Consider the following 14,486-nt stretch of genomic DNA (forward strand, 5'->3'; position numbering starts at 1 on the left):
ACCGGTGCGTCCCAGATCCTGTACTGGCAATGCGTTGAATACACTGTTCATGGTAAACCTCGTGAATCTGAATTCAGGTTGGAGTTCCCTGTGTACACAGGGACAAATCCGTAATGGTCAGAGTTAAACGAGGCTGGGCGGGCCCTGAGGCAGCACCGGGTAGCTAAGCAGCCGGAGCGGTGGCTGAATGAAATCGAGGCTGGCCGAGAAGACAGCCCGGAATCCTCCTCCGGGGAACAGAAGAGGTGAGGTGATCGAGACGGATGCATCCGGCGACGAGGGATCGCCTGTCCCGTCAACTGATATCAGCGTGGGCGTTAAGTGATCGTCTAGCTGTGGATCCAGTGCCGGGTGAGACGAACCGTTGAGAAAAACCACAAACAGACCCGCAACCAACACAGCCAGGAGGCTGAGCTTCAGAGTGCTTCTGTTGATGGAGCAACTCGACATAGTGAGGCTCTGCTATCGTTATTTGAACGGCTCGTCCCTTTCAAACATATAGCCTTTTGAGGGCAATGCAAGCTCCCGACAAGGTTAAAACTGCGCAATGTGCACCGGCGATGGGGGCAGGCTGCCCTGCCGAATGGCCCGATGCCGAGCCAAACCGGATGGATTGACTTTTTCCGGGGCCAGGTGTTTAAGCACTAAAATTTAATCAATTTCGCCTAGCGGTACAGGCTTTTACATTATTGTTGACAGAAGCCATCACAATCTTCGATCATTGGTACATTCTGCTATGCGGTACGTATTTTCGCTTTTCAGCAAACGAGGTTGCCCATGAACTTGAACTACACTGCTGAGGAACTCGCCTTCCGTGATGAAGTCCGGGCCTTTCTGGATGAGAAACTACCCGCGGATATTGCCGCCAAGGTAAAGGGGTTCCGCCGCCTATCCAAACAGGATCATCAACGCTGGCAAAAGATTCTCAGCGAAAAGGGCTGGTACGCCACCCACTGGCCAGAAGTTTATGGCGGCGTTAACTGGGGTCCTGTCCAGAAACACATTTGGGATGAAGAGTCTGCCCGTTACGGAGCACCGCGCTCGGTGCCCTTCGGTGTCAACATGGTGGCGCCGGTGATTATCAAATTCGGCACCGAAGAGCAGAAACAGCGCTACCTGCCGCGAATCCTTAGCGGTGAGGACTGGTGGTGCCAGGGCTATTCAGAGCCAGGGGCCGGCTCCGACCTGGCGTCCCTGAAAACCCGCGCCGTTCGCGAGGGTGATCATTACATAGTCAATGGTCAGAAAACCTGGACCACCCTGGGCCAACACGCCAACATGATTTTCTGCCTGGTGCGCACCAACACAGAAGTGAAGGCCCAGGAAGGCATTTCATTCCTGCTGATCGACATGAACACTCCGGGCATTACCGTACGTCCGATCATCACCCTGGACGGTGAGCACGAAGTAAACGAGGTGTTTTTCGAAGACGTTAAAGTCCCCGTGGAAAATCTGGTAGGCGAGGAAGACAAGGGTTGGACCTATGCCAAGTACCTGCTGACCTATGAACGCACCGGCCTCGCCGGCATCGGCATTTCCAAGGCGGCACTCCAGCACCTCAAGGAGCTGGCCAGCCGCCGCCTCAAGAATGGTCGACCGCTGATCGAAGATGCCTCGTTCAGCCAGCGTATCGCCCAGGTCGAGATTGACCTGATGGCCGCCACCATCAGCAACCTGCGCATTATTGCCTCAGTGGAAGGCGGCGGCGTACCGGGCGCAGAAAGCTCGATGCTGAAAGTCCGCGGCACCGAAATCCGCCAGGCGATCAATGACCTGGCGCGTCGGGCCATTGGACCGTACGCCATTCCATTTGTGGAAGAGGAACTGGACCTGGATTACGACGGCGATTTCCTCTCCGACGAAAACGCCGCACCACTGTCTGCCCAATACTTCAACAACCGCAAGCTGTCGATTTTCGGCGGGTCCAACGAGATCCAGAAGAACATCGTGTCGAAAATGATTCTCGGGCTTTAAGGAGGCGACCATGGATTTCCGACTCAACGAAGAACAGCAGATGCTGCAGGACACCGTGGCCCGCCTGGTGCGCGGTGAATACAGTTTTGAAAAGCGGCTCGAATACAGCGAATCGGAGCTCGGCTTCAGCGCCGACTTCTGGAAACAGCTGGGTGAACTGGGCCTCACTGCAGTGCCCTTCCCCGAGGAACTCGGTGGTTTTGGCGGCAGTGGCGTGGAAGTGCAGAGCGTGATGACCGAACTGGGTCGCGGCCTGTGCATTGAGCCCTACTTGCAGTCTGTCGTCTTGAGCGGCGGGCTGATCAGCCAAGCCGGCAACGCCGTACAGCATGAGCAGTGGCTCGGCGGTATCGCCAGCGGCGAGATGCGCGCGGCTGCAGGACTTCAGGAGCCCCAGAGTTTTTACAACCTGAACGATGTCGAAACCCGGGCTGAGAAATCCGGTGACGGCTACGTTCTGAACGGTCGCAAGGCCGTGGTCATTGGCGGCCACTGTGCCGATGTATTGGTCGTCTCTGCCCGTACTTCCGGCGACAGCCGCGATGCCGATGGCATCAGCCTGTTCCTGATCAGCGCCGATGCCGAAGGGCTGGAACATCGCACCTACCCCACCATTGATGGTTCCAAGGGCAGCGACCTGTTCCTGAACAACGTCAAGCTGGGCCCCGATGCCCTGCTCGGTGAAGAAGGCAAGGCCGCAGAAGTCATTGAATACCAGGCCGGACGCGCCATTTCCGCTTTATGCGGTGAGGCTGTGGGCGCCATGGAAGTGGCCTGTGACCTGACTCTGGAGTACCTGAAACAGCGTAAGCAATTCGGCGTACCCATCGGCAAATTCCAGGTACTTCAGCATCGAATGGTGGATATGATGTCGGAGCTTGAGCAGGCCCGCTCCATGGCCATCCTGGCAGCCAGCGTTGCCGACGAACCCCAGAGCGACGAGCGCCGCCGGATTCTGGCAGCCGCCAAGAATGTGATTGGTCGCAGTGGCCAGTTCATTTCGGAGCAGGGCGTCCAATCCCACGGCGGCATCGGCATGACCTGGGAATACAACTTTGCCCATTACGCCAAGCGCCTGGTAATGATCAATCATCAGCTCGGTGACGATGACTTCCATCTGGAGCGTTTCGCTGCCCTGCTACAATAATCAGTAGACAACAGTTGTTCGTGGGAATGGGGGCAACACAATGACAACAAATGAGCCGTCAACGGAACAGGATCTCAGGAAAACCGAATGGAAGGTTCGCACCGAGCTGGCCGCCGCCTATCGACTGGTGGCCCTGTTCGGCTGGGATGATCTTGTGTTCACCCATCTCTCGGCCCGGGTACCCGGGCCCGAGCATCATTTCCTGATAAACCCTTATGGGCTGCTGTTTCATGAAATCACCGCCTCGTCGCTGGTCAAGGTCGACCAGGAGGGTCAGGTGGTGGAAGCCGCCGGCCTGGGGCGGGTGAATCCCGCTGGTTTCACCATCCACAGCGCGGTGCATATGGGGCGGGACGATGCCGGCGCGGTGATGCACCTGCACGCACCGGACGGGGTCGCGGTATCGGCACACCGGGACGGCCTGCTGCCCCTGAGCCAGACCGCCATGCTGTGTCTCGACCACCTCTGCTATCACGAGTACGAAGGCGTGGCACTCAATATGGACGAACGCGATCGGCTGATCAGGGACCTGGGCAACCGGTCCATGATGATACTGCGCAACCACGGCGTGCTGACTGCAGGCAAGGATGTACCGGAAACATTTACCTACCTGTATTTCCTGATGAAAGCCTGCGAGATCCAGGTCAAGGCCCAGAGCTGTGGCCCCACCCACCTACCCTCGGAACAGGCCATTCGCACCACCGCCGAGCAGTCGCAACAATTGGGCATGGCAGCGAAACTGACCTGGCCGGCACTGATCCGGCTTCTGGACAGCAAGAATCCGGGTTATGCGGTCTGACGCCCAGCGGGGACTACGGCTATGCTGACAGTGCAACTGGACGATCTGACCCATCACAAGAACTCGGTGATTGGCCACAGTCCCTGGAAAACCATCAGCCAGGAAATGATACAGGCCTTCGCCGATGCCACCGGCGATCATCAATGGATACATCTTGATGTGGAGAGAGCCAGGCGAGAGTCGCCCTGGAAGAGCACCGTAGCGCACGGATTTCTGACGGCATCACTGATTCCCCTGCTGAATCAACAGGTCATCAATGTGCGAGGCAAGAGCGCCAGTATCAATTACGGGCTTAACAAGCTGCGCTTCCCGGCAGCGGTAAAAGCCGGCGCGCAGATCCGCAGCAAAATGGAGCTGTTGGACGTGACCAGGGTAGATGAGCAGCGGACGCTGGCCACCTATCGCACCACCCTGGAAATCCGAGGCGGGGAAAAGCCCGCCTGCGTAGCCGAACATCTCGCCATGTATGTGCGGAGCTGAGTCGCTCAGGACTTGGCTTCCCACTCCTCTTCCTGCAGCGCCCGCCACATCAGCTTACCGGTTGGCGACTTTGGCAGCTGGTCGACAAACTCGATCAGGGTGGGAATCTTGTAGGCTGCCATCTGCTCCTTGCACCAGGCGATGATGTCCTCTTCGCTCGTTTTTCCCTCCGCCTCCGGAGTCAGCACGATGCAGGCCTTAACGGTCTCTCCGCGCTTCGGGTCCGGCGAGGAAATAATGCAGACCTCATGAATCCCGGGATGGCGGTACATCAGGCCCTCCACCTCGGACGGCCAGACCTTGTAACCGGATGCGTTGATCATCCGCTTGACCCGGTCGACCATGAAGAAATAGCCCTCCTCATCGTAGTAACCCAGATCGCCGGTGCGGAAAAACTGCTTGCCATCGATCTCCACAAACGCAGTTTCGGTTTCCGCGGGCCGGTTCCAGTACCCGATGGTAACCTGCGGCCCGCTGGAGACGATTTCGCCGGTCTCGCCAGGGCCTTTTTCCTGCAGGGTGTCAACATCAATGATCCGGCTGTCGACATCAAACACCGGGATGCCGAGGCACTGGGGCTTCGGACGGCTCGAGGGGTTGATGTGAGTGGCTGCCATGGTTTCTGAAAGGCCATACCCCTCAATATAATCAAGACCGGTCATGGCCTTGAGCTTGGCGGCCACGGCCTCTGGCATCGCAGCCCCGCCCCCGCCGATGGTGGTGAGACTCGACAGGTCGTACCGGCCAATGTCGGGGTTGGAGAGGAAGTCCACCGCCATGGTGACAATGTTGGTCCAGCCGGTGACTTTATACCTTTCGATCAGCCGCGCCGCGGTGGTCCGCTCCCAGCGAGTCATGATCACTGTAGTGGAGCCGCTGTAGATGGGGCTGTTCATGGAACCGGTCATGCCGGTGACGTGGAAGAATGGCAAGGTGGCCAGCTGCACCGTACTGGCGGTGCTCAGGTTCCAGAAGGCCCGGTGCACGGCGGTAGCCATCACGCTGCGATGAGTGTGCATGCAGCCCTTCGGCGCGCCGGTGGTGCCGGAACTGTAGGGAATCACGGAGAGATCGGCCGGGCCTGCGGTGTGCGCCGAGGGCGCATGGCCTTCCGCCAGCGCCTGCTCCCAGCTGACCATGCCGGCCAGGTCCTCTGACCAGGCTGGAGCGGCGACTTCCGCTGGCAAGGCCAGATCGGTGTCCGGGGCGATATAGCTGCTGTAGGAAGCTACCACGATGTGGTTGAGATCGGTGGTCTCCAGCAACGGGGCAATAAAGCCGGCCAGTTCCTGACCTGCGAGGCAGACATTGGCACCGGTATCAGCAACAAAGTGCTCCAGTTCCGCCGCTCGGTTCATCGGGTTGATAGGGATTACCACGGCATCCGCCCGCAGAATGGCGTAATAGGCAATGACGTATTGCGGGGAGTTCTGCATGTACAGCAACACCCGATCACCTTTAGCGACGCCCTGAGCCTGCAGGTAGCCGGCCATGGCCTCCACTTCCCGGAACAGCTGGCTGTAGGTCATGGGTGCATCGTAGAAAACGATGGCGTTACGGTCCGGATAGCGCCGCGCCGAAATCTCAAGGTTGGTAAACACGCTGGTTCGTGGCAAGGCCAGGCTTTTGGGCAGTTCCCTGGGCCACACGGCGTGATGGCGGGTAAATGGCATTGTTGTGATCCCCTTTTTCGGTTCAGTGGGCCGCTGATGCGGCCAAATCAAAAACGTCAGCGCCGCCGGGCAGGCGGTCCTGGTGGCGTAATGGCGTAATGGCGATGGCTTTGTCCCGCAGCACGCTGGCGTCTTCATCGGGCGCCACAATGTGACGCGAACTGCGATCAAATCCCAGCCACCAGTACGGCAGACTGCGGGCATCCTGACCCGCCTGCAGGCGGGCGCGCTGTATGGAGCCGTTGGACTCCCGGCACCACCGGGCCCGGCTGATGGCGGCCGCCTCGCAGGCGGGAAAGTTGACGTTCCAGGCCCGATTCAGACCTGGCTGCCACAGCTGCCTGATGATGGCCTCGCCATGAATGGAAACCGGCGACCAGTCCACGCCTTCGCGACTCAGAAACGCCTGGCTCAGTGCCATGGCAGGTATGCCCATATGTTCGGCACTCAGCACCGCGCCGACGGTTCCGGAATACTGCACGGAATCGCTGATATTGGCCCCGCAGTTCACCCCGGAAAGCACCAGATCCGGCGGGGTTTCCCCGAACCACCGGGCCAGCGAATAGAGCACACAGTCCGCCGGCGTACCGGAGACTGCATAGCGCCTGTCACCCTGCTCATACACCCGCAAAGGATCATGAATGGAGATGCTCTGGCCGGCGCCGCTACGATCATGCTCCGGCGCCACCACCCAGACCTCCTCGGCCAGGTTGCGGGCGATCTGCTCGAGCACTTTCAGGCCTGGCGCGTTGATGCCGTCATCATTGGTGATTAGGATGCGTTTGACCATGGGATCGTTCATGACGATGGTCCCTCACTGGCAATCCGCCAGCCGACATCGGCCAGAAGGCTGGCCCGCCGGCCAACCTCCAGGGCATCGGCATTGGCGGCATTGCCATCCAGAGCCCGCTTGTAGACACCCTGAAGAATAGACGCCAGCCGGAACAGGGAAAACGCCAGGAACACGTGCCAGTCGGCGATGCCGTCCCGGCCGGTCTGCCGACAGTATCGGGCAATGGTTTCCTGTTCGTCCGGAATACCCAGCGCCTCCAGGTCTTCTCCCTGCAGTCCTCGCATGCCCTGCAGGTCCGACGGCAGGTAGTACGGCAGACAGTAATACGCCAGGTCCGCCAGCGGGTGACCGAGGGTGGACAGCTCCCAGTCGAGGATGGCAATAACCTCGGGCCGCTGCGGCGCCAGCATCAGATTGCCAAAGCGGTAATCGCCATGGGCGATGGCGCATTCGTCGGTCGAGGGCAGGTTCTCCGGAAGCCAGGCCATAAGCTTGTCCATTGCCGGAAGCTCGTCGGTTTTGGAAGCCAGGTACTGTTTGCTCCATCGAGCCACCTGCCGGGCCACATAACCTTCCGGCCTGCCAAAGTCACCAAGACCGACCGCCTTCACATCCACCGAGTGAAGGCGCGCCAGGGTGTCGATGGCCGAGTGATGGGCCGGCAGCCGTTCCTGGCGATCCAGCGCCCGCAGCGCCGAGTGGCTGACAATACGGCCCTCAAGATAGTCCATGACGTAGAACGGGGTGCCGATGACATTGCTGTCTTCGCACAGAGCCCGGGTGTTTGGCACCGGGACACTGGTGTGCTCGGACAGGGCACGCATGACTTTGTACTCTCGTTCTACCATGTGGGCGGAGGGCAGGGTTTTGCCAGGCGGCTTTTTGCGCAGCACGTATTGGCTGCTGTCGGTGTCCAGCAGAAACGTGGGGTTGGACTGGCCACCCTGGAATTGCCGGACATCCAGCCTTGTGCCGAAGCCCGGTATGGTCTGCTGCAGCCAGGTCAGGAGGCTGGCTTCATCGAATTTGTGGGCCGGGAGGACGTCTACCAGCTCTGGGGTGATGCTCATTTTTGTTTTGCCTTCAGTTTTGGGGCGTCGGCCCCTAGCAAATCGTTTCGCCGCCGTCGGCTACGATGACCTGGCCGGTGATGTAGGCGCTGGCCCTGGTGGAAAGAAACACCGCCAGGCCGGCGATGTCGACCGGGTCGCCAATTCTGCGCAGCGGCGTTTTGTCTTCGGCGCGTTTGACCCGTACCGGGTCTTCCCACAGCGCCCGGGCGAAGTCGGTTTTGATCAGGCCGGGGGCGATGCTGTTAATCCGGATACCTTTCGGGCCCCACTCCACTGCCAGGTTCCGCGCCAGGGCAGCTTCTGCGGCCTTGGAAACGCCGTAGGTTCCGATGGTGGTGTTGCCCCGCATACCGGCGATGCTGGACAGCAGCACCACAGCACCTTCGCCTTTTTCCGCCATCTGCGGCAGCACCATGTTCGTCAGCCAGAAGGTGCCCTTGACGTTGGTGTCCATGATCTTGTCCCAGGCGTCGTCGGTCATTTCAGCGGTGGTGCCGTACACCGGGTTGGTGGCGGCGTTGCATACCAGCACATCGATAGTGCCCCAGGCCTCGTTGGTTTTATCCACCAGGTTCTGCAGCTGGTCTTTTTTACCAACATGGCAGGGAATGGCGATGGCCTCGTAGCCCTGGGCTTTCAGTTCACTGGCCACCTGCTCACAGGCCTCGGCCTTTCGGCTGGAGATCACGACTTTGGCACCCAGGCGGGCCATTTCTTCGGCGATGGCGCGGCCGATGCCTTTGGTGGAGCCGGTAATCAGCGCGACCTTGCCGGTCATGTCAAACAGTGGATTATTCATTCTTCGATCCTCATGCACTGAAGCACGGGAGTGGGCGGGGTGATGTCCTTCAGGGACTGTGCAAAACAGGGATGTTTTGCTCAAGCCTACATGAACGTATTCACGGCGTGTCCCGGAAGGACATCAGCCCAACCGCTCTCCCCCTGATTCAGAGGTTATCGTTTTAGCGGTATTGGCGAAGCTCAATCTTGGCCACAGAATCCAGATGAACCTCATCGGGCCCGTCTGCCAACCGCAGAGTCCGTACCTTGGCCCAGGCTTCGGCCAGGAAGGTGTCCTGGGAAACACCGGCTCCGCCGTGCACCTGAATTGCCCGGTCCAGCACCTTCAGCGCCATGCTCGGTGCAATCACCTTGATCATCGCGATTTCCTGACGGGCCACCTTGTTGCCGACGGTGTCCATCATATGCGCCGCCTTCAGGGTCATCAGCCTTGCCTGCTCGATCTCGATGCGACTGCGTGCAATGTCCTTGCGGATGGAATCAAAACTGGACAGCGGCTTGCCGAAGGCCTCCCGGGCATTGGCACGCTTGCACATCAGCTCCAGAGCCCGCTCGGCGACGCCGATGGTGCGCATGCAGTGATGGATACGGCCAGGCCCGAGGCGGCCCTGGGCAATCTCGAACCCCCGGCCCTCGCCCAGCAGGATATTGCTCACCGGCACCCGCACGTTTTCGTAGTGAATCTCCGCATGGCCATGGGGCGCATGGTCATAGCCGAACACCGTCAGGGGGCGAATCATTTTCACGCCTGGCGCATCCAGCGGCACCAGAATCATCGACTGTTGCTTGTGCTTCTCGGCCTGAGGGTCGGTCTTGCCCATCACGATGGCGATCTTCGAAGTGGTGGTCATGGCACCGGAGGACCACCACTTTTTGCCGTTGATTACGTACTCGTCACCCTCGCGGCGGATTTCACAGGCGATGTTGGTGGCATCTGACGACGCCACATCCGGCTCGGTCATTGAGAAACAGGAACGGATCTCGCCATCCAGCAGAGGCTTCAGCCATTGCTCCTGCTGCTCTTTATTGCCATAGCGGGCGATGGTTTCCATGTTGCCTGTATCAGGAGCGGAACAGTTGAACACCTCAGGAGCCATGGCCGAGCGACCCATCACTTCACACAGGTGGGCGTATTCGTAGTTGGTCAGCCCGGCGCCGAATTCGCTTTCCGGCAGGAACAGGTTCCACAGGCCGGCGGATTTGGCCTTCTGTTTCAGTTCCTCAATAATCGGAACCGGCGCCCAGCGGTCTTCTGCCTGCTCGATCTGCTCATGATGCTTGTGCTCGTTCGGGTAGATATAGGCATCCATGAACTCATTCAGCTGATTCTGCAGCTGTTTCGCTTTGTCAGACAGTTCAAACATGTCCGCTTCCTCTTGGTGTTGTTGGCATTAAGTCGGTAACCGTTCCGTCAGATCGGAACGCCCTCTGGTTTGTCGCTGCCGGACCGGATCCGGAATGTACCTTCGGCGATGGCCAGCAGGTTGCCCTTGTCGTCATGAACCTCACCCGTACTGTTGAAAATCCGGGTGCCCCCGGCGCGCTTACGTCCGGTGATCCTGATCGTTCCGCCGGAGCACTGCCCGGTGAAGGTGGTGGTCAGGGACAGGGTGATGGCCTTACGCATCCGCCCCGGGTAGGGGCAATAGGTGCCTGCCTGGGCCAGCACAATATCCAGCAACGAGGTAAGCACACCCCCGTGGATCACCCCTCCCAGGTTCAGGTGCCGTGGCTGCAGTTCCAGCTCAAGCACCGCCTCGTCTTCCTCCCAGGAGACCTGACGATAACCCAGCAGGCTGTGAAAACCGGGCAGGTCCTTACCGTCGGTAAACAGGGGCTCTTGATCATTCATTACACTTTCATTCCTGGCAGGTTAAGGGATGCGGTATTGCCGCCGTCCACGGGCAAGGACTGGCCGGTGATGTAGCTGGCATCGTCGCTGGCCAGAAACAGGATTGCCGCGGCGATTTCTTCCGGATTGCCATACCGGCGCAGCTCACAGCGGGCGCCGAGCTTATGGGCCTTTTCATTGGCCCGGGCGTAGTCGAACACCGCCCGGGTCATGCCGGTTTCCACCAGACCGGGGCACACTGCATTTACCCGTACGTTGTCGCCGCCCAGGTCACAGGCGGCGGTCATAGTCAGATTGATGACGCCGGCTTTGGAGGCACTGTAGGCGTTGCCGCCCGCGCCGGACCGGATACCTGCCACCGACGCAGTGTTGACGATAGCGCCGAGCTTGCGGGCCTGCATATGGGGCGCCACGTGCTTGATCAGAAGCATGGTGCCTGTCAGGTTCACCGATAGCACCTGGTCCCACTCGGCACGGTCGTTGCCGGTCACCGGCGGGTGGCCCTGACCGGTACTGGCAATGCCGGCGATATTGCACAGCACGTCGATCTGACCGAAGCTGGCGATAGCCTCGTTGACCAACGCATCCACCTGGGCTTCGTTGGCCACATCCACCAGCCGTCGAAGGCGCCGGGCTCGCTCTGGCAACTGGTTTTCAGTTTCCACCAGACCGGCCTCAGAGGTATCCGCCAGGATCACTGACGCACCCTCCCGAGCGAGTCGCAGAGCCGTCGCCCGACCAATGCCGCTGCCGGCACCGGTGACAATGGCTACCCGTTGATCAAACCGTCCCATATGCCGATGCTCCCCGGTCTGTCTCATTGTTGTTGGTTGATGGTGCTGGGGTCTTTCCATCCAGTTAATTTGTCACGCCTGTTGGTTTTGAGTCAATATAATCGGAAGTTAATTTCACTAGATAAAACACAATAACGTTTGAGGGGCAAAAAATGGAAAGCGGCAAGCGAGACATGCCGGTCTATGCGCCAATCGATCCCAGTGAGTCCATGGACGCAATCGGAAATCGTATCCAGCAACACGCCCAGACCCGTCGCAGCCACCCGGCCCTGATTGACGAACAGGGCACCCTGGACTGGCGAAGCCTTGTCGACCAGGTAAACCGTATTGCCAACCGGTTACGCGAGGCCGGTCTGCGGCCGGGCGAGTCTGTGGCTGCCTTGTCAGGAAACAGCCGGGACGATGTCGCCCTGTACCTTGGCACCCTGGTGGCCGGGGGCTGTATGGTGCCGCTGTCTGGCATGGCCAGTAGCGAAGCACTTGCACTGATGGTGGCGGATTGCCAGGCACGCTTTCTGTTCGTTTCCGGCCAACAGCGGGAGCTGTTTGGCCGCCTGCGAGCACAGCTGACCAAGGTACCCGGCGAGCGCATCATCAGCCTGGCCGGCCCCCTGGACGGAGCCGGTTACTCCCTGGTTGACTGGCTGGCGCAGACTACGGCCACCGCCCGGCCCGAGCCGGTCACCCTCGACGATCCGTTCAATATCATTTACAGCTCCGGCACCACAGGCACGCCCAAGGGGATCCTGCACGATTATCGCTTCCGCCAGCGTCAGATGGTCAGGATGAGCCGCTATGGGTTGGACGGCGAGGCTATCAACCTTGTATCAACGCCACTTTATTCCAACACCACCCTGGTTTCAGTGTTACCCACGCTCTACCACGGCGGCACCCTGGTGCTGATGGCGAAATTCGATGCCCACAGGTTCCTGCAACTGGCCGAAACCCACCGTGTTACGCACGCCATGCTGGTACCGGTGCAATACCAGCGGATCCTGGCGCAGCCGGATTTTGACCGGTTTGACCTCTCCAGCTTCAAGCTGAAGCTCTGCACCAGTGCCCCGTTGCGGTCGGCGGTGATTGCCGATGCCATGGCACGCTGGCCCGGCAACCTCCGGGAGGTCTATGGCCTTACCGAAGGCGGTATATCCACCAGTCTCGACTGCGCTGCCCACCCGGACAAATGGGACTCGGTTGGTGTACCCACCCAGGGCGCTGAGGTGCGGGTGATCGGCGAGGATGACCGTGAGCTGCCCCGGGGCTCCAATGGCGAGATCGTGGGCCGCGCCATTTCCATGATGCGCGGCTATGTGAATCGCCCGGAGCTGACCCGGGAGATGCTCTGGACGAGCCCGGAGGGTAAGGTGTATTACCGCAGTGGTGACATGGGACGAATCGACGAGGACGGCTTCATCTACATCCTTGATCGACGGAAGGATATGATCATTTCCGGCGGCTTTAACATCTATCCAGTGGATCTGGAAAAAGTACTGCTGTCGCACCCGGCGGTAGCCGACGCCACGATCATCGGTATTCCCAGCGAACACTGGGGGGAAACGCCCCTGGGCCTGGTGGTTCTCCAGCCCGATCGTAATGAAACCGAAAACGGGATACTGGAGTGGGCCAACACACAGCTGGGAAAATCCCAGCGTCTGGCGGCCATTGAATTCCGTGCCACGTTGCCCCGCTCTGCCATTGGCAAGGTGCTCAAACGGGAACTTCGCGCGCCTTACTGGCCCGGAACCTGAGGCGGCGCGAGACAGATCGGCCGTCGGTACTGCTGACGTTCAATCGATGAACTATCCTTTTATGAATTCTGTAATCAATGACCGATCAACCGCCTATTGCAAAAAACAAGACATGTGTTAGATTCAGAAAACTACGATTCACCATGCAGTCGCCAATTCTGCACAGTGAAACAAAGAAAGATCCATTGGTATAACTAAACAGTCATTCAATGCACAAGTACAACAACGAAAGAGGCCTACCATGACTCTAGTTAATAACGCTCGAAAAAAACTGACCGTCTTTGCCTCGGCACTGACCCTTGGTCTGTCAGCCGCCCTGGCTGCCACACCGGCCGCCGCGCAGGACACCGTAACCTGGAAAGTCCAGTCCCACTGGCCCGGTTCCAGCAGCTCATACACAGACAGCCTTGGCCGGATCAAACGGGTTCTGGAAGAGCGCACTGATGGCCGTCTGAAGCTGCAGCTTTACGAGGCTGGCTCGCTGTTCAAGGCCACGGACACTTTCAACGCGGTAAGCCGTGGCATCCTGGAAATGGGCACTATTTCCCCGTCATATGCCCAGGACAAGATCTCCCTCGCCGGCATTGCCTCTGGCCTGCCGTTTGCCTTCCGCAACGTCTGGGAGGCCGCCTACTTCCACCAGAACCTGGGGTTCGAACAGATGCTCCGGGACGAAGCGGCAGAGCATGACGTTTACTGGGCCACAGACAAAGTCTACCCGACTGAAATGGTGGTCAAGGAGCCGGTTGAAAGCGTGGAGGACTTCAACAGCCTGAAGATTCGCTCCTCCGGCGCCCTGCAAACCTTCCTGACCGAAGCCGGGGCCGCCGCCTCTTATATTCCGGGCAGTGAACTCTACTCAGCCCTGGATTCCGGCATCGTGGACGGTGCCCACTGGGGAGCGGCCCAGGGTGCCTACAGCATGGGCCTGTATGAAGTGGCCAAGTACCATGTGCAGCCTGCCCTGAACATTGCCGGCACTGATGTCATCATCGTCAGCCAGAAGGCTCTGAACAAGCTGCCGGAAGACATGCAGAAGATCGTCAAGGATGCCCTCAACGAGCAGTTCTGGATCCGCACCAACGAGTACCAGTACAAGGAGCGTATCACCCTGGCCAAGGCCATCGAGGAACAGGGCGTGCAAGTGAATGTCCTCCCGGATGAAGTCCAGAACAAGCTGGTCGCCACCGCCCAGGCCATGTGGGATGAGGAAGGCAAGCGCAGTGAGAATGCCAAGAAGGCGCTCGACATGCTGAAAGGTTACCTGGCCGACCTCGGCTATCTCTGATCAGCCATTGCTCTGACCGGGGCCGGGGTCTTCGACTCCGGCCTTTCTTTCCCCGAACCAAACC

The 14,486-nt window shown here is 59.4% G+C and carries 13 protein-coding genes; 6 read left to right on the top strand and 7 right to left on the bottom strand.

The genetic code is table 11. The features are described 5' to 3' along the window. Positions 1 to 777 precede the first annotated feature (777 nt). Genes B2W52_RS16210 through B2W52_RS16225 form a run of 4 tightly spaced genes read left to right on the top strand, consistent with a single transcriptional unit; the run spans position 778 to position 4,400 of the window. The gene (locus B2W52_RS16210; protein WP_088826298.1) at positions 778 to 1,974 is read left to right on the top strand and encodes an acyl-CoA dehydrogenase family protein; all 1,197 of its coding nucleotides are present in this window, start codon (positions 778 to 780) and stop codon (positions 1,972 to 1,974) included. Positions 1,975 to 1,984: 10 nt separating this feature from the next. Further along, positions 1,985 to 3,121 carry an acyl-CoA dehydrogenase family protein gene (locus B2W52_RS16215; protein WP_273069121.1) on the top strand — a complete coding sequence of 379 codons (1,137 nt, stop codon included), beginning with the start codon at positions 1,985 to 1,987 and terminating at the stop codon, positions 3,119 to 3,121. Between the two features lie 40 nt (positions 3,122 to 3,161). Then, entirely contained in the window at positions 3,162 to 3,920 is a 759-nt protein-coding gene (locus B2W52_RS16220) for a class II aldolase/adducin family protein (protein ID WP_053113639.1), read from the top strand. Between the two features lie 21 nt (positions 3,921 to 3,941). Beyond that, entirely contained in the window at positions 3,942 to 4,400 is a 459-nt protein-coding gene (locus tag B2W52_RS16225; protein WP_008177039.1) for a MaoC family dehydratase, read from the top strand. Positions 4,401 to 4,405: 5 nt separating this feature from the next. On the opposite strand, the gene B2W52_RS16230 is transcribed toward B2W52_RS16225, so the two are convergent. From B2W52_RS16230 to B2W52_RS16260, 7 genes are all read right to left on the bottom strand, one after another. Then, positions 4,406 to 6,073 (bottom strand): long-chain fatty acid--CoA ligase, encoded by a 1,668-nt coding sequence (locus B2W52_RS16230; RefSeq protein WP_053113637.1) that lies wholly within the window; start codon positions 6,071 to 6,073, stop codon positions 4,406 to 4,408. Positions 6,074 to 6,095: 22 nt separating this feature from the next. Beyond that, positions 6,096 to 6,875, bottom strand: a complete 780-nt coding sequence (surE, locus tag B2W52_RS16235) for a 5'/3'-nucleotidase SurE (protein ID WP_008177035.1) — start codon at positions 6,873 to 6,875, stop codon at positions 6,096 to 6,098. Beyond that, positions 6,872 to 7,936 (bottom strand): phosphotransferase, encoded by a 1,065-nt coding sequence (locus B2W52_RS16240; RefSeq protein ID WP_104270448.1) that lies wholly within the window; start codon positions 7,934 to 7,936, stop codon positions 6,872 to 6,874. Before B2W52_RS16240 ends, surE begins: the two co-directional genes overlap by 4 nt. A 34-nt stretch (positions 7,937 to 7,970) precedes the next feature. Next, positions 7,971 to 8,738 carry an SDR family NAD(P)-dependent oxidoreductase gene (locus tag B2W52_RS16245; RefSeq protein WP_008177032.1) on the bottom strand — a complete coding sequence of 256 codons (768 nt, stop codon included), beginning with the start codon at positions 8,736 to 8,738 and terminating at the stop codon, positions 7,971 to 7,973. A 163-nt stretch (positions 8,739 to 8,901) separates the two neighbouring features. After that, positions 8,902 to 10,104, bottom strand: a complete 1,203-nt coding sequence (locus B2W52_RS16250) for an acyl-CoA dehydrogenase family protein (RefSeq protein ID WP_053113634.1) — start codon at positions 10,102 to 10,104, stop codon at positions 8,902 to 8,904. Between the two features lie 47 nt (positions 10,105 to 10,151). Next, complete coding sequence (locus B2W52_RS16255; RefSeq protein ID WP_053113633.1) at positions 10,152 to 10,592, bottom strand: PaaI family thioesterase; 441 nt, start codon at positions 10,590 to 10,592, stop codon at positions 10,152 to 10,154. Further along, positions 10,592 to 11,386, bottom strand: a complete 795-nt coding sequence (locus B2W52_RS16260; RefSeq protein WP_273069122.1) for an SDR family NAD(P)-dependent oxidoreductase — start codon at positions 11,384 to 11,386, stop codon at positions 10,592 to 10,594. Before B2W52_RS16260 ends, B2W52_RS16255 begins: the two co-directional genes overlap by 1 nt. Positions 11,387 to 11,538: 152 nt before the next feature. Here B2W52_RS16260 and B2W52_RS16265 point away from each other — a divergent pair, with 152 nt between their 5' ends. After that, positions 11,539 to 13,134 carry a class I adenylate-forming enzyme family protein gene (locus tag B2W52_RS16265; protein WP_053113629.1) on the top strand — a complete coding sequence of 532 codons (1,596 nt, stop codon included), beginning with the start codon at positions 11,539 to 11,541 and terminating at the stop codon, positions 13,132 to 13,134. A gap of 241 nt (positions 13,135 to 13,375) precedes the next feature. Beyond that, on the top strand, positions 13,376 to 14,422 hold the full coding sequence (dctP, locus tag B2W52_RS16270; protein ID WP_008177022.1) for a TRAP transporter substrate-binding protein DctP: 1,047 nt from the start codon (positions 13,376 to 13,378) through the stop codon (positions 14,420 to 14,422). Positions 14,423 to 14,486 lie beyond the last annotated feature (64 nt).

It is taken from the genome of Marinobacter sp. UBA2498 (genome assembly GCF_002341575.1).
Classification (GTDB): domain Bacteria; phylum Pseudomonadota; class Gammaproteobacteria; order Pseudomonadales; family Oleiphilaceae; genus Marinobacter; species Marinobacter manganoxydans.